This window comes from Rhodococcus ruitaii (assembly GCF_055230935.1).
Genome location: NZ_JBUYWC010000012.1, coordinates 72,513 through 87,243 on the forward strand (window position 1 = coordinate 72,513; position 14,731 = coordinate 87,243).

Genomic DNA, 14,731 nt, shown 5'->3' on the forward strand with positions numbered 1-14,731 from the left:
CAGCCCTCGATACCCACGAATAGCACGCCAGGCGACGGTTCCACGCACGCTTGAACGGGTATTCACAGGTCATGCCTTCACCGATTCGCCTCTGCGACGTGCATTCAGCGCCTCTGCCCTCACCTCGAGGCCCGATCAGCGGCGAGGTGATTTCACGGCTGCGCGGACCCGCCGAGGCAGGGCTGTGGTCGATCCACGTGGCGCACGGCGAGCCATACAGTGAAGACGTACAGCTCGCGCTCACCGTGCTGTACGAATTGCACTACCGAGGATTCGACGGTGCCGATCCCGAATGGGAATGGATGCCCGGCCCACTCGGCGTGCGCGCCCAACTGGAACAACTCTTCCTCCACGCGTTGCGACGCGATGTCCCCGAAGGAGACGATCCGAACGCGGTCCTCGACCACCTGTGTCATGAGCCTCGGGACGCGTGGGGTCTCTCGCACCAGCTTGCTGCTTACGGAACGTGGGAGCACGTTCGCGAATTCTTCGTGCATCGTTCCATATACCACCTCAAGGAAGCCGATCCGAATGCGTGGGCAATTCCACGTCTCACCGGACGCGCGAAGGCCGCACTCGTCGCCGTCGAGTTCGACGAGTACGGCGGCGGTCAGGCCGACCGCGTGCACTCTCGGCTGTTTGCAGACCTGTTGGCTGCCGCCGGATTGAGCAACGCCTATCTCGGCTATCTCGAGTGCGTGCCCGCAGAGACCCTCGCGACGGTGAACTTCATGTCGCTGTGCGGACTGCACAGGATACGGACGCCGATGCTGGTGGGTATGTTCGCAGCAACCGAAGTCACCTCGTCACCGAGCTCCCGCCGGATGGTCTCCGCTCTGGAACGTCTTCACTCGCCCCCTGCATGCATCACCTTCTACTCGGAACACGTCGAGGCGGACGCCGTACACGAACTGGTACTGCGACACGATGTGGTCGGAGATCTCCTTGCGAAAGATCCGGGGTGCGCTGCAGACATCGCGTTCGGAGCAAACGCCACCGAATTCTTGGAGTATCGCCTTGCGCAACGTCTGCTGACCGCGTGGAAGGACGACCGGACATCACTCACCGCGCCGGTTACCTGACCAGCGCGGTGAGGATTGTTCGTGTGTCTGTCTGTTCGTGTGTCGCAGCGCGACCGGAACCACCTACAGTCTGCGATGCCGGAAGTTGATGGTGATCAACACCGCTCCCAGTAGAAACACGATGGCACCGGCAATGATTCCCAGTGTCACCCAACCCTCGAATCCGCCGCCAGCAGCTGCGAGTACCAGCGCAATGATCACGATCCCGATGAGGATGCAGGCGTATCCGCCCCAACCCGCGAGGCGGCTGGCCGTGGTGGGTCGCTGGTGTTCGGGTGAATTCGTCATGTCTCGCCGATCTTGGGGTACTCAACCGCAATCGGGTCGATGTCTGCGTCGTCGGATGTAGCGAGTTCGGCTCGGTGCAGGTCAGCGCGCCGACTTCGCGGCATTCTTCTCCGTATGCGCATCGGCGTTGGCGAGAGTGCCGGATGCGCTCTCGAGGTGTGCGCGGACGAACCACTGGAACTTCTCCAGCTGACCGGTTTGTCCGATGAGAAGGTCCTCGGTGATCGGGTCGATCTTGCCGACCTTCGAGATGGCCTTGCGATTGTCGGTAATGAGGCCGTCGTACACGAGGTCGAGTGCGGCAAGGTGTGCCTGCGCGGTGTCGCGGACAACCGAATAGTCGTCCCACGTCCTGTACTTCGCGATCGCACCAGGCGTCCCGAGGGGGGATTCACCCAGAGCCGCAATACGTTCGGCCGCCTCATCGGCATAGGCGCGTACGAGTTCCACCTGCGGATCGATCATCTCGTGCACGCCGATGAAGTTCGGTCCCACGACATTCCAGTGGATGTGCTTCAACGTCAGGTGCAGGTCGTTGTAGGCACTGAGTCGCTCCTGCAGAACGCGTGCAACGCCAGCGCCGTCCTTGTCACTCAAACCGGGGACTGTGTAATTCGACGTGGATTTCGACATGTTTCGTCTCCTCGGGGTGTTGTTGTAGGTGGCAACCGCATACCCTTCACAACACCACTCCGAAACCTCCGGATGGTGTTTCTTCCCACCGGACGAAGCTGTTCATGCTGCCAAGCTCCAGTCGTTGCAGGGAACGCCACGTCCATGCAGAGCCCCTCGCTCAACCCTCAGGGCCGGCGTCGTCTTCATCGAATCGGTGCACAGCAGCTTCCTCCGCGGGCGCCGCGCCGCCATCGACACCGACATCGGTACCGATGAGATCCTTCTCGGTGTCTGCCGAAACCCCCTCGTCGGGCGCCACCAGGCGACCGGAGCGCTCCTCTCCGACTTCATCGTCGGAAGGCGGACAGTCGGCACGCGCGCCGTCCGCCGAGTCATCGAGCGCGGGGTCCGGCACTTCCTCCCCGAGACGCGACTCGAGGCTGTCGTGAGGTTCCATCGCGAGCGGACGTTCCGGTGGCGAATATCCCTCGTCCAGAACGTCGTCCTGACCGCGATCGATGAGCGTGTCCTCAGGCTGCAATTGGTCTTCGTCGTCGACGCTGTATTCGCCGGGAACACTCGCCCCGGGGTTCTCAGATGTAGGCATATCTCCGACGATGCCACTCCGTGCGGGACACCGCCATGGTTTCACGATGTGAGGAAGATGTAGCCAGCTTCGGTTTCGCAACCGGAGCGCAGGGGTATCCGAGATTCAACTCCGATGCCGGCTGGCGACGGAAATACAGCGAGGTGACGCGATGATCATTCTGGGCTTGGTGCTGTTGGTGATCGGATGGCTCACAGGAGTCTCTATTCTCACCACGATCGGGGTGATCCTCCTGGTCGTCGGGGTGATCCTTGCAATCCTGGGAGCGACAGGCCGGGCGGTCGGTGGTCGCGCCCATTGGTATTGACCCGGTGGTAGCGACGGTATTGCCCCGGTGGTATCGAGGTCCGGGAGGACCTGTGAGAGGCCGAGGCGATAGCCATCTCCGCCTTAGCCGAACACGCGACTGCCGGGCGTGACAACGCCTGCGAGGGTCGGCTGGGGTCGGCTGCCGGGCAGGTCACTACTGGTGAGGCTGATTCCTGCGATGACTGGTGTCGCACAAGGGATATGATGCACTTCGACGGCATCGGCACACTGCCACCAAGAACCGATCGGATTCGGTCTCGGTGCCGTCCTCCGCCACAATACGAACAGGCCCCTCGATGAGCGCCGGGCCACCTTTCACGAGCCGCACCTCACGCACATCACGGCCGTCTCTCACGGGGGGCGCGGTCGACGTTGTCGTCGAGTTCGGTTCTGTCTGCACGGATCACCACCACTTCCTCGTTCACCGTATCTCTGTCCGCAAACTGCGCGCGCTGGAGATATCGAATCCGGCTCTGCACCACAGGACCGAACGGGATATTCCGCCGACCAACGACTGCGGATTTCAGCCCACGGTCGCGCAGACGATCGAGAGTTGCCTCGACCCCGCAGAGGCCGGACTGAACGATCAGAGCAAACCCACTGTTTGACAACAGATTCGATAGACCATCACACAACGGATCGAGCACGCACCGGCCGTCGGCCCCCGCGTCCCATCTCGGATCAGCGGGGCCGCCCTCGTGCGGTACGTAGGGCGGGTTGGACAGCACGACATCGAAAGGCCCGGTGCCGATGGCAGCGTCCAACCCGCCACGCACTACGCGTACGGTTAATCCCCGTGCGCGGGCGTTGATCCGAGTGGTCAGTACAGCGCGCTGCGCGATATCGATCGCTATCACCGACGCAGCCCCCAGTTGGGCCGCGGTGACAGCGAGGAAACCCGTACCCGTACAGAAATCCAGAACTCGAGCACCCCGAGCCCCACCGGATTCTTCCAGCGCCTGCGCAAGCAGGAACGAATCCTCCTGGGGCCGGTAGACGCCGGGCATTCGCCATACGCGGATGTTCTTCGAACGGATAGGAATGGGCGGAGCTGTCACGACGTCATCACCTCGGATCACGGGATGCAAGATGGTTACCCCACGCCGTCGAGATCGAAACCGCATGCCACGGGCAGTTCGAAAATCTTGGGTCACGACTACGTCAAGATCCGTCGCGTGATGCCGTGCAGGCCACGCCGAAATGAACCGGAAGGTTTCTCGTCTACGAGCGCAGCGCACGCAGCATTCCATCCACACATCCCGTGAACTCCACCTCCCGGGTGAGCGCCGGCGCTCGCGAGGAACAGACCATCGACCGGTGTACGCGGACCACCGAATCCAGGAAGAGGCCGGAACAACAGCTGTTGCTGGATTTGTGCCGTGCCTCCGTTCACAGCACCTCCGACCAGATTGGAGTCTGCGGCCTCCAGGTCGCCCGGTCGCTGCACGGTGCGCCCGAGAATCGATTCCTCGAATCCCGGAGCGTATGCCTCGAGTTGAGTGTCCACGCGCTCGGCGAGGTGGTCCGCCGAGTCGTCGTCGGTCATTCCCCGAGGGAGGTGTGTGTAAGCCCAGCAACTCTCGGTACCGGCCGGAGAACGGGACGGGTCAGTGGTCGTCATCTGCCCCACCAGCATGAACGGCGACTCGGGTACCACACCCGTCTCTATATCCGCAGCCCACCGCACCATCGCGCCGGTATCGGCACCTACGTGCACCGTCCCCGCCCCTGCCAACGACCTCGAGCGCCAGGGAATAGGGCGTCCGAGCGCATAGTTCACCTTCACGACCGGTGTATCCCATTGGAATCCGCGAAGATCCGAGCGTATCCGGTCGCTGACGACGTCTCCGTGAAGCAACTGCCCGTAGAGGGCAGGCGCAGACACGTCTGCGAGCACCGTACGACGAACGCGGATTCGTTCGCCTGCGGCTGTCCGGACAGCTGCTACCCGCCCCTTGTCGACCTCGATCCGAATAACCTTCTGTCCGCACAGGACCCGAACACCCACACTTTCCGCACGCCGCACAAGCGCTTCAGTCAGTGCACCCGCACCTCCTGTGGGCGCCGGAAATCCGACATCCTGCGCAAGCATGGTCAGGATGTATCCCATGACACCGCTTCCGGGAGCGGTCGGTGGCACATCCGTGTGCATGGCATTGCCGAGCATCAGCAGTCGTGCGGATTCCCCACCGAAGAGTTCCTCGGACATACGTACCACCGGCAACGCAAGCATCCTCGCGAAGCGCAGCGACTCGCCGGTCCCCAGTTCACGGACCAGCGATGCCACTCCTCGCACCGGTGGAAACGGACGGAGGAGCGCTTGCAGGAACGGCTCACGGATCCGCGTCCACTGTTCGACCAATGTCGACCATGCTTTCCCGTCGCCGGCGCAGCGCCGTTCCAGGTCTGCGGCAGTGTCGTCCGGATCCTGCCGCACGACCACAGCATCGTCGTCCTCCGGCCCCGAGGGATGTCCGAAGGCGGCGGCAGAGCGACTCCAGCGCAAGCCATGCGATTCGAGATCCAGAGAGCGAAACGCAGGCGATACGGCCGCGAGCGGGTGGAACGCACTGAACAGGTCGGCCGTGAAGCCGGGATACAGTTCAGCGCTGCGGACTGCACCACCGGGTATCGGTTGTTCCTCGAGGACGACCACCTCCCAGCCCGCATCAGCAAGCACGGCAGCCGCCGTCAGTCCGTTGGGGCCGGCACCGACGACAACCGCATCCACGGTGCCCAGCCCTGTGTCGCGGGACGCGACGTTGTCGGCGGACCTCATGCAGTCATTCTCCTCGAAGGTCTGGAAGCTCACGCATCGGCGCCGCGGAGCCATCCAGAGGACGCCGATTGCGTGCCTCTCACGCTACGGGAGCCGGGCCCCGCGAGCGACCGACCGTCACGGCGTGATCGCAGAATCTCTCGTAGAAGCGGCCCAGCAGCGTCACGTCCACTGCTCCCCTGACGGAGTGACTCCACTGGTCGGAGGTGATGCGTTCGACAGGGCTCGGTGCAGGTCGTCCAACAGCGGCTCGGGATCAACAACCCGAACGTGAGCTCGGTCCGCTCCTGATGCGACGACATCGGCAAGGATCAGGTGAGCACGCACCTGGTCACATCGCAAATCGAAGCAATGCTGCGCAGCCATCATTCGGCGCGATCCTCTCATCGGTGCGGATCAATGTCGCGGCGTTCGCGATCGCCGCAACGAGGAGCGCTTCATCTGCACGGTGTGTCACAGCCCGCGAGGACCCGAGTTCGGAAAGCTGATCGGCGTCGGTGGCCACGGAGGTTGGTTCATCTCCCACCAGCACGGTGCGGGACCCAAGATCTCCGATGATCAATGTGTCGACGCTGCCGGCGCGCAATGCGGCGCATACCTGACCGAGCCCCTCTGCGGCCAAACCAGAGCCCCGCCCTGTTTCGGCGCGAAATCGTTCCGCCGCATCATCGATCACAGCGAGTCGTCGGTTTGCCAGCTCCGTATCGATCTCGTCCTCAACTATGTCGGCACTTGCTCCCGCGGTGCGGGCACCGCCTTCGAGATCGACGGCGATCGCGCGAGCACGTTCGGGAAGAGCGTCGAGAAGATCGGCCCGAGAACTGACCTCGCCGATCACGAACACCGGCTCGGCGACCAGCTCGGTCACCCGATCGGCGACCGCAGCGATGTTGCGTCGCACCGCTTCCTCGGCCGCGGGCTGGGGATCCCCGTAGCCGGCGGTTTCAGCGCTGGACGCCTTGTGTACGGGATACTCCCCGCTCTCTACTGTCTCGGAGCGGACGAGATGCCCTTGGCTGTCACGGACGGAAATATCTGCCCCTTCATGATCGACCGCGACCAGCAGATACGGTGTTGCGGCGGCATGTTCTATTACGGGGACGAGATACGGCATCGCAGAATACCGTGCTTCCGGTTGCGCCGGGGGATGCAGTAAGTGCTGGTCGAGAACCACCTGATCCGACGCCGCGACCAGGCCTCGGCCGCTCCGCCCGACCGCGGGCGGACTGTCGAGTACCGCCTTGTCGAGCTCCACCAAGACAGTGTCGGGAGCGCCCTCCTCGGCCAACGACTCCCGGAGCGACCGCCACGTCAATTCCCGCTGCTTGGCGGCGTCCTCGGTATCGTGACTGTCTTCGAAGTACACCGACGCGAAAGGTCCCTCAGCGGCAACCACCCGTCGGAAACGCTCAGCATGCACGAGTCAACACCTCTTCCTGTGACAACTTGCGGGCTGTGACAACTTGCGCGCCCGGCCCCCTACATATGCCCGACTCGGTCTTCGCCCAAACAAGCCCCGACCGCGGTCGGATGCATATCCACCACTGGCGGGGCCGGGAAAGGAGGTTCGGCAAGCCTGTTCATCGAGCACGCCGCCGTGCGCGTTTCGCTGTACGCCGAGCGGGTACACCTACCGACCCACGAACTGGTTCAGTGCATCGACAATCGAGGCGCCGATGAGCACCGACGATCCTGCCTTCGCGGCTCGGTCACGGGTACAGGGCTACGCGTTCGCCGTTGCTCTGGTCTTTCTGATGATCGGAGCGCTCGGTTTCATCCCTGGCCTGACCTCCAACTACAGCACGATCATGCATGTGGGTGTCGACTCGCATGCCTACCTGCTCGGGTTGTTCCAGGTTTCCGCTGTGCACAACGTTGTGCACCTCGCCTTCGGCGCAGCGGGCCTACTGGCTGCCCTCCGGCTGCTCTGGGCTCGTGTCTACCTTCTCATCGGCGGTGCCGTCTATCTGGGTCTTGCCGCACATGGGATGCTCATCGAGCACCACAGCGCAACGAATGTTCTTCCAGTGAACGATGCCGACAACTGGCTGCACATCGCCTTCGGTACCGTCATGATTCTCTTGGCGGCCTACCCCGGAGGCAGCACACACCACCTCCTGCCCGGGAGTGTGCCCCGCAGGAAGTGGCCTCATTCCCGACACCGGTAGCAACCACGAGTCATGCCTTCGTCTGCGCACTGGAACGCGCGGGGTTCGCTTGCTGTTCTGCCTTCGGGTCCTTCTCCGATTTCTTCTCCGAGACGCCGCTGACGATCCGGTCTCCGAGGGATCGATCGACATTGCGCCAGTACTCGAACGCCCGCTCGAGGACCGGCTCGGTCACGCCGTTGAGTAGGTGCCCGACAATGTTGTCCACCAAACGGTCCCGCGCAGCATCATCGAGGAGTTCCCGAACCATCGTTCCGGCCTGGCCCCAATCGTCGTCCTCGCGATGCTGTGCATAGGGCGCACGGACCATGTCGCCCGAACTCGGCCAAGTCGCCGTCGCTCCGACCTGCGACGGATCCGCATGCGGGCCGCCCTTGGAATTCGGCACGTACACCGGATCGCCGGGGTTGTGATGGCGCATGTTGCCGTCTTTCGAGTACGACCGGACGGGGACATGCGGCTTGTTGACCGGCAGTTCCTTGTAGTTGGCGCCGATACGGTGTCGGTGCGCATCGGAATAGGAAAACAGCCGGCCGAGGAGCATCTTGTCCGGGCTCGGACCGATTCCGGGGACGAGGTTGCTCGGCTCGAACGCGGCTTCCTCGATCTCACAGTGGTAATCGGTGGGATTGCGATCGAGCGTCATCTTGCCGACCGGAATCAGCGGATAGTCGCCGTGCGGCCACACCTTCGTCAGATCGAAGGGATTGAAGCGGTAGTCATCCGCGTCCGCGAACGGCATGATCTGCATGTTCAAGGTCCAACTCGGATACTCACCCGACTCGATGTGTTCCCACAGATCACGCATGTGATAGTCGGTGTCCATAGATGCCATCTGGTCGGCCTCGTGCTGCGTGAAGAACTCGATTCCCTGGTCCGTCTTGAAGTGGTACTTCACCCAGAATTTCTCGCCCTCGGCGTTCACCCACATGAAGGTATGGCTCGAGTACCCGTTCATGTGTCGCCACGAGCGTGGGATACCGCGATCGCCCATGAGCCAGGTGACCTGGTGTGCGGATTCGGGCGACAGCGTCCAGAAGTCCCACTGCATATCATGATCACGGAGGTTGTTGTCCGCGCGGCGCTTCTGGGATCGAATGAAGTCCTGAAACTTCATCGGGTCGCGCATGAAGAAGATCGGGGTGTTGTTGCCGACCATGTCGTAGTTGCCCTGGTCGGTGTAGAACTTGATCGCGAAACCGCGCGGGTCACGCCACGTGTCGGGGCTGCCACGTTCCCCAGCGACGGTCGAGAACCTGATCAGCAGGTCGGTCTTCTTGCCCGGTTGGAAGAGATCTGCCTTGGTGTAGGCAGAGACGTCCTCGGTGACCTCGAATCGCCCGTACGCACCGCCACCTTTCGCGTGCGGCTGCCGTTCCGCGACGCGCTCGCGATTGAATTGGGCCATCTTCTCGATCAGGTAGTGATCCTGAAGCAGGATAGGTCCGTCGGTACCGATAGTGAGCGAGTGCTCGTCACTCGTAACCGGAATACCGGCGTCGTCGGTCGTGAAGTTCGGATCCGTCATCGTGCCCTCCTTCAACAGACAGTGTCCGGTGGCGGTTACCCACGAGCGTCACGGCCAAACGGGAACCCCGGACGTCCCGTCATGTGATGTCCGGATGCGTTGACTCGGTCGCACCGCCGTCGGCCCGCGTGAAAAACGATACGCGCCCGTTGGTCTCGAGAACAGCGAGTTCTATTTCGTCGAACCTGCGAATACCTTTTTGTCGTGCGCTGCTCATCAGATCGTCGATCGACATCCGCTCGGTACGTAGCCGGTGCAGGTCGGGAACTCCGTCACGGACGATGATGACGGGAATACCGTGTGTGATACCCCGCACGAGCGAGAATCGGGAATTGGCCCACGTCAGCACCATGGTGAGCAGGGCGAACACACCGATCGTCAGGACTGCTGCGGTGACGGAGTAGTCCTGCTGCGTGACTCCCTGCTGAATGAGGTCACCCATCGCGATGTAGAGAATCAGCTGGAACGTGCTCAGCTCACCGACCGTCGACCGGCCGACGATCCGGGTGACGACCCACAGGAACAGAAAAAGAACCGCCGCGCGAATGACGATTTCCATCAGGGCGCAATCCACGTAGTGAAATGTACTGTGACCACATCGATTCCGTTCTCGTAGACAGAGGCAGAGCCCGACGCTCCACGCTGGCTCGAGGGCTGGATATACGCATCGAACCTGAGCGCAAGCGTGTCTCCGGGAGGCGGGGCGAGCGTCATGTAGGTGCGGTCGGCGTCGGCGGTCTCCGCTGACGGCTCCGGCATCCAGCCTTGGCTCTCGAATACATCGAAGTAGCCGGACTCCACGGCGATCACCACCGGCCCCGCGAAACCGCCCGGCTTCCGGACGGTGAGATTCCAGGGGATGTCCAGCCCCGGTCGCGCGACCCGCGGGTATTCGAGTTGGAGTTCATATCCACCGCCAGATGCGTGCGTGGTCATGCTATGCACACCGAGCCTGCCGGTGAGACCCACCAGGACGACCACAGCGAGAAGGGCGACCGCGCCTCGCCGGATCCAGGCGACTGTCTGCGTACGCGCGAAAGCCTCGACATCGTCCAGTACCGAGTCGGGGATTCGATCAGCCGAGCCCATCGTCCGAATCTCCCACGATCAAGGCGTGTGCGCGGGCCTTCGTGCGAAATGCCGGGCTGGGTTTCGCGGCGTACCGCCCGGGTATTCCTGAAGGGGACCGCCGAGGAGGAAAATGCCATGCCGAAGAAGGGTTCTGATCCACACCTGAAGGATCAGGGATTGTACGAGGAACTGCGCGAGGAAGGCGACTCGAAGGAGAAGGCGGCACGCATCTCCAATGCCGCAGCGAACGAGGGGCGCTCGTCGGTCGGGCACAAGGGCGGCGCGGCCACCGACTACGAGGAACGGACGGTGCACGAGTTGAAGGAGCGCGCGAAAGACATCGGCATCACCGGATACTCGAAGATGACGAAGGACGACCTCATCGACGCCCTGAGGAATCACTGATCCTCGTGGAATCCACGCAAGGACGCGGTCGTAGTGGACTTCGTCTGTCGCAGATCCGCGACTGTCCGCGACTGCGGGTGCACACAGTCCGGGTTGCGTTGGCGCATTCGTTCGAGGCCGCAAGGATTCAGGACCGTGCACCGCGGGTAAGCCACATATATGAACACACGACGCACTACTTTGATAGCGGCAATGTCGTTGTCCGCTCTCGTCGCTGCCGGCTGCAGCGACGACGAAGCGACAACCGACGATGCCACCGTCGAAACACCGCCTGTGACCACCACCGAGACCACGACCGACGATTTTCCCACGCCGGCGCCCGGCGTAGCCGGCGCATTTCAGGTCCCCGGGGAGCCCGGGAGCGACGACGACAATGCCTTCACCTACGACGAAACTGCCGTGCCTGTGGGTTCTGTGGTGACGGTCGACTCCGAGGAGGAGGACGGCCGCACGACCATTACTCTCGACGCGACGGGCCTCGCGCCGGCCCGGGACTTCGGCGTGCACGTGCACACGCAGCCGTGCGGACCGCAGCCTTCGGACTCGGGGCCGCACTACCAGAACGACCTCGACCCCGCAGCCACCCCGGAAGCACCTTCGACAGACCCGGCCTACGCGAACCCCCAGAACGAAGTCTGGCTCGACATCACGACCGACGACAGCGGCGCTGCCCGAGCGTCGACGACCGTGGACTGGGAATTCCGCGACGACGAGGCCAACTCCGTAGTGCTCCACGCACAGCACACCATGACAGGTCCGGGCGAGGCCGGAATGGCCGGTGACCGCTTGGCGTGCATCGACACCGATTTCTAGTCTTCCAGTCAGGTAGCTGGCACCGTACTCGCGGCGGGGTCGCGCCGAAACCGGTGGTTGCGGCACTGAGACGGGTGTGCAGGAGCTGGCCCGGCACCCTACTCGGCGGAGCTCGAGGCTGTAGCGCTCGAGATGACGCTGTCACACCGTCGGCAGAGCGGTAGATCCTCGAACCGCTGCGGCGAGTACCTGGACTCCGTGCAGCGGCACTACATCGAGCAGATCGCGTATCTGAGTGCGGCAACTGAACCCATCCGCGAGCACCAGCGTATCGACGCCGACCGCCTTGATTGCGGGAAGTAGTTTGTCCTCAGCGCAGGCGACGGAGACGTCGTAGTGTCCTCGCTCGAATCCGAAGTTACCGGCAAGCCCACAGCACCCGGCGTCGAGAACGGTGGTATCGACTCCTGCGCGCTCCAAGATCCTCTCGTCTGCATCGTATCCGAGGACGGCAGACTCATGGCAGTGCGGCTGGATGATTGCGGCCGCATCGACTCGGTGGGGCGGACGCCAGTCGGGCGCCTTCTGATGCAGAAGTTCGCCGAGGGTGACGGTCTGCTTCGCGAGCCGGTGAGCGTCTTCATTTCCGTGCAGCAAGTTCGGCAGGTCGGCGCGGAAAACCGCGGCGCAACTCGGTTCGAGGACCACGATCGGTGTACCGGCCTGCAATTCGGGCCGGAGCACCCTCAGTGTATGCCGTAACGCCTTCTTGGCGATGCCGAGTTGACCGGTGGAGATCCACGTCAACCCGCAACACACGGAATCCGTGGGGACCCCGACGGTGAAACCGGCCGCTTCGAGCACGGTGACGGCATCCGCGGCGATGTGTGGATCGAAGTTACTGGTGAAGGTGTCCGGCCACACGATCACTCGTCCGCGGATGCCTCGTACGCCGTCCGGCCGGGGTGAGAAGCAGTCGGTGAAGCGCTCGCGTGCGACGTGCGGAAATGATCGTCGAGCGTCGACACCACCAGCGAACGCCAGTGCCGCGGACACTCCCGGGGTGTGGGTGAGTAGATTTGCCGCCCCGGGCGCGTAGGACGCCAACCGGACCCAGAGCGGAAGCCAGCCCATTGCATAGTGCGACCGGGGTCGGATCCGCCACCGGTAGTGGTGGGAGAGGAATTCGGCCTTGAAGGTGGCCATGTCGACATTCACCGGACAATCAGACAGACAGCCCTTGCAGGCCAGGCACAGATCGAGTGCATCTCTGACCGCTGCAGATCTCCAACCGTCGGTGATGACGTCTCCTTGGAGCATCTCGAACAGCAACCGGGCGCGGCCGCGGGTGGAATGCTCTTCTTCACGTGTGACCCGGTAGGACGGGCACATCACACCCGATTCATGCCCGCGGCACTTGCCGACACCGACGCAGCGCGCAGCTGCCCTGCTGAAGCGGTACTCGTCGTGAGGATAGGCGAAATGGGTGGCTGGTTCCAATGGCAGGTAATCGACACCTTGGCGGAGATTTTCGTCGAGGCGGTCGGGGTGGACGATCTTGCCGGGGTTCATCCGATCGTCGGGATCGAAAATCCTCTTGAGGCTTCCGAATGCCGTGACGATCCGATCTCCGAACATGATCGGAAGCAGTTCACCACGGGATTGTCCGTCTCCGTGTTCGCCCGAGAGTGATCCGCCGTACCCGACAACCAACTGAGCGGATGCTTCGGCGAAGCTGCGATACTTGTCGATCCCCTCCGCGGTGCGCAGATCGAATGGGATTCGCGTGTGCACACAACCGTGTCCGAAATGCCCGTACAGCGAAGCCGTCCCATATCCGTAGCGGTCGAGTAACCGTCGGAAATCGCGCAGATAGTTGCCGAGAAGCCGGGACGGGACGGCAGCGTCCTCCCAACCCTCGTGCGTTTCCGGGCTGTTCGGCGGGTAGGCAGTGGCGCCGAGGCCGGCTTCACGAGCGGCCCATACCTGCTTCTCGTACTCGGGGTCGTCGAGGATCTTCGCCGCCGTGGTCGTAGAGTGCAGATCGTCGACCATCACGGTCGCTTTCCGCTCGGCCTCCTCATCGGTGTCGCCGTCGAATTGCACCATCAGCCATGCGGTGCCGTCGGGTAGTTCTCTCAGGGCAGCTGCTGCGAGATGCTGGCTGTGTTCGAGCTCCACCAACCGATGATCGATTCCCTCCAGGGCTGCGGGAGAATGCTCGAGAATCCGGGGAACGGCATCTGCAGCGGTACAGATGTCGTCGAATCCGAGCAGGGACAATGAAGTTGCGGCCGGCACTCTCACCAGAGACAGCTCCGCTCGCAGAATCGTAACCAGGGTGCTCTCGGACCCGACGAGCAGCCGAGCTACCTGGAAGTCGTTTTCGGGCAGCAGTTGATCCAGGTTGTATCCGGATACCCGGCGCGGGATGTCCGGGTACCGGGCGCGGATCTCGTCGGCGTGCGAGTCGCGCAGTTGCAGCAACGCGGTGTAGATCTCACCGCGTCGACCTCCTTCTGACATGATGCGCTCGAGTTCGTCGGCCGGCGTAGAGCCCACCCACATCCGATGCCCGTCGTAGGTGAGGATTTCGAGGCGACGGACCGAATCGGCCATCTTCCCGTAGGCCTGGGCGGTCGAGCCGCAGGAATTGTTGCCGATCATGCCGCCGATGGTGCAGCTGACATGTGTGGACGGCTTCGGACCGATCATCCACCCTGAATCCGCAAGGTGGTCGTTCAGCGTGTCGAGGGCAATGCCCGGTTGCACTACCAGGACCCCGGTCTCGGTATCCAGTGATTCGATCTCGGTGCAATATTTGCTCCAGTCCAGCACCACCGCGGTATTGCAACACTGCCCGGCCAGACTGGTCCCTCCTCCGCGGGAAAGGACCGGGACGTCGAAGTCATGGCACACCGCGATCGCGTCCGCCGCGGCCGCCGGAGTGCGGGGCACGACAACACCGATCGGAATCTGTCGGTAGTTCGAGGCGTCGGTCGAATACGCAGCACGTGATCCGGAGTCGAACCGAACCTCTCCCTCGACGTCTTCACGCAATCGCTGTTCGAGTTCCTGGAACAGCGGGGTACGGGTACGGCGGTGATCGATGGCCATGACCGCCTC

The 14,731-nt window shown here is 63.0% G+C and carries 16 protein-coding genes; 5 read left to right on the forward strand and 11 right to left on the reverse strand.

Going from position 1 to position 14,731, the window contains the following annotated elements; genetic code table 11:
* The first annotated feature begins 71 nt into the window (after positions 1-71).
* The gene (locus ACZI8W_RS16870) at positions 72-1,082 is read left to right on the forward strand and encodes an iron-containing redox enzyme family protein (protein ID WP_463369650.1); all 1,011 of its coding nucleotides are present in this window, start codon (positions 72-74) and stop codon (positions 1,080-1,082) included.
* Between the two features lie 63 nt (positions 1,083-1,145).
* On the opposite strand, the gene ACZI8W_RS16875 is transcribed toward ACZI8W_RS16870, so the two are convergent.
* The 3 genes from ACZI8W_RS16875 to ACZI8W_RS16885 form a co-directional block, all read right to left on the reverse strand.
* A complete protein-coding gene (locus ACZI8W_RS16875; protein WP_463369651.1) occupies positions 1,146-1,370 on the reverse strand; it encodes a hypothetical protein in 225 nt (74 codons plus the stop codon).
* Between the two features lie 81 nt (positions 1,371-1,451).
* Positions 1,452-2,003: a Dps family protein gene (locus ACZI8W_RS16880; protein WP_463369652.1), complete on the reverse strand. Its 552-nt coding sequence runs from the start codon at positions 2,001-2,003 to the stop codon at positions 1,452-1,454.
* Between the two features lie 160 nt (positions 2,004-2,163).
* Positions 2,164-2,592 carry a DUF5709 domain-containing protein gene (locus ACZI8W_RS16885; RefSeq protein WP_463369653.1) on the reverse strand — a complete coding sequence of 143 codons (429 nt, stop codon included), beginning with the start codon at positions 2,590-2,592 and terminating at the stop codon, positions 2,164-2,166.
* A gap of 151 nt (positions 2,593-2,743) precedes the next feature.
* On the opposite strand from ACZI8W_RS16885, the gene ACZI8W_RS16890 reads away from it, so the two are divergent.
* On the forward strand, positions 2,744-2,899 hold the full coding sequence (locus tag ACZI8W_RS16890) for a DUF6131 family protein (RefSeq protein WP_463369654.1): 156 nt from the start codon (positions 2,744-2,746) through the stop codon (positions 2,897-2,899).
* A gap of 156 nt (positions 2,900-3,055) precedes the next feature.
* Here the strand turns inward: ACZI8W_RS16890 and ACZI8W_RS16895 are convergent, their stop codons facing one another.
* From ACZI8W_RS16895 to ACZI8W_RS16910, 4 genes are all read right to left on the reverse strand, one after another.
* On the reverse strand, positions 3,056-3,256 hold the full coding sequence (locus tag ACZI8W_RS16895) for a CDGSH iron-sulfur domain-containing protein (protein ID WP_463369655.1): 201 nt from the start codon (positions 3,254-3,256) through the stop codon (positions 3,056-3,058).
* Positions 3,240-4,151, reverse strand: a complete 912-nt coding sequence (locus ACZI8W_RS16900; protein WP_463369656.1) for a HemK2/MTQ2 family protein methyltransferase — start codon at positions 4,149-4,151, stop codon at positions 3,240-3,242. Before ACZI8W_RS16900 ends, ACZI8W_RS16895 begins: the two co-directional genes overlap by 17 nt.
* Positions 4,058-5,680 carry a phytoene desaturase family protein gene (locus ACZI8W_RS16905; RefSeq protein WP_463369657.1) on the reverse strand — a complete coding sequence of 541 codons (1,623 nt, stop codon included), beginning with the start codon at positions 5,678-5,680 and terminating at the stop codon, positions 4,058-4,060. Before ACZI8W_RS16905 ends, ACZI8W_RS16900 begins: the two co-directional genes overlap by 94 nt.
* 331 nt (positions 5,681-6,011) lie before the next feature.
* Positions 6,012-7,100 (reverse strand): Rv2629 family ribosome hibernation factor, encoded by a 1,089-nt coding sequence (locus ACZI8W_RS16910; RefSeq protein WP_463369658.1) that lies wholly within the window; start codon positions 7,098-7,100, stop codon positions 6,012-6,014.
* 256 nt (positions 7,101-7,356) lie between these two features.
* Here ACZI8W_RS16910 and ACZI8W_RS16915 point away from each other — a divergent pair, with 256 nt between their 5' ends.
* The gene (locus ACZI8W_RS16915) at positions 7,357-7,848 is read left to right on the forward strand and encodes a DUF4383 domain-containing protein (protein ID WP_463369659.1); all 492 of its coding nucleotides are present in this window, start codon (positions 7,357-7,359) and stop codon (positions 7,846-7,848) included.
* A 10-nt stretch (positions 7,849-7,858) separates the two neighbouring features.
* Here the strand turns inward: ACZI8W_RS16915 and ACZI8W_RS16920 are convergent, their stop codons facing one another.
* The 3 genes from ACZI8W_RS16920 to ACZI8W_RS16930 all read right to left on the reverse strand — a co-directional run bounded on the left by ACZI8W_RS16920 (position 7,859) and on the right by ACZI8W_RS16930 (position 10,465).
* Positions 7,859-9,376 carry a catalase gene (locus tag ACZI8W_RS16920; protein ID WP_463369660.1) on the reverse strand — a complete coding sequence of 506 codons (1,518 nt, stop codon included), beginning with the start codon at positions 9,374-9,376 and terminating at the stop codon, positions 7,859-7,861.
* 79 nt (positions 9,377-9,455) lie between these two features.
* Complete coding sequence (locus tag ACZI8W_RS16925) at positions 9,456-9,935, reverse strand: DUF421 domain-containing protein (RefSeq protein ID WP_463369661.1); 480 nt, start codon at positions 9,933-9,935, stop codon at positions 9,456-9,458.
* Positions 9,935-10,465 (reverse strand): hypothetical protein, encoded by a 531-nt coding sequence (locus tag ACZI8W_RS16930; RefSeq protein WP_463369662.1) that lies wholly within the window; start codon positions 10,463-10,465, stop codon positions 9,935-9,937. Before ACZI8W_RS16930 ends, ACZI8W_RS16925 begins: the two co-directional genes overlap by 1 nt.
* Before the next feature lie 117 nt (positions 10,466-10,582).
* Here ACZI8W_RS16930 and ACZI8W_RS16935 point away from each other — a divergent pair, with 117 nt between their 5' ends.
* Both ACZI8W_RS16935 and ACZI8W_RS16940 read left to right on the forward strand, forming a co-directional pair.
* Positions 10,583-10,852 (forward strand): DUF7218 family protein, encoded by a 270-nt coding sequence (locus ACZI8W_RS16935; protein WP_463369663.1) that lies wholly within the window; start codon positions 10,583-10,585, stop codon positions 10,850-10,852.
* Positions 10,853-11,011: 159 nt separating this feature from the next.
* Positions 11,012-11,665, forward strand: coding sequence for a superoxide dismutase family protein (locus tag ACZI8W_RS16940; protein WP_463369664.1), 654 nt, complete (start codon positions 11,012-11,014; stop codon positions 11,663-11,665).
* Positions 11,666-11,806: 141 nt separating this feature from the next.
* On the opposite strand, the gene ACZI8W_RS16945 is transcribed toward ACZI8W_RS16940, so the two are convergent.
* Entirely contained in the window at positions 11,807-14,722 is a 2,916-nt protein-coding gene (locus tag ACZI8W_RS16945; protein ID WP_463369665.1) for an FAD-binding and (Fe-S)-binding domain-containing protein, read from the reverse strand.
* Positions 14,723-14,731 lie beyond the last annotated feature (9 nt).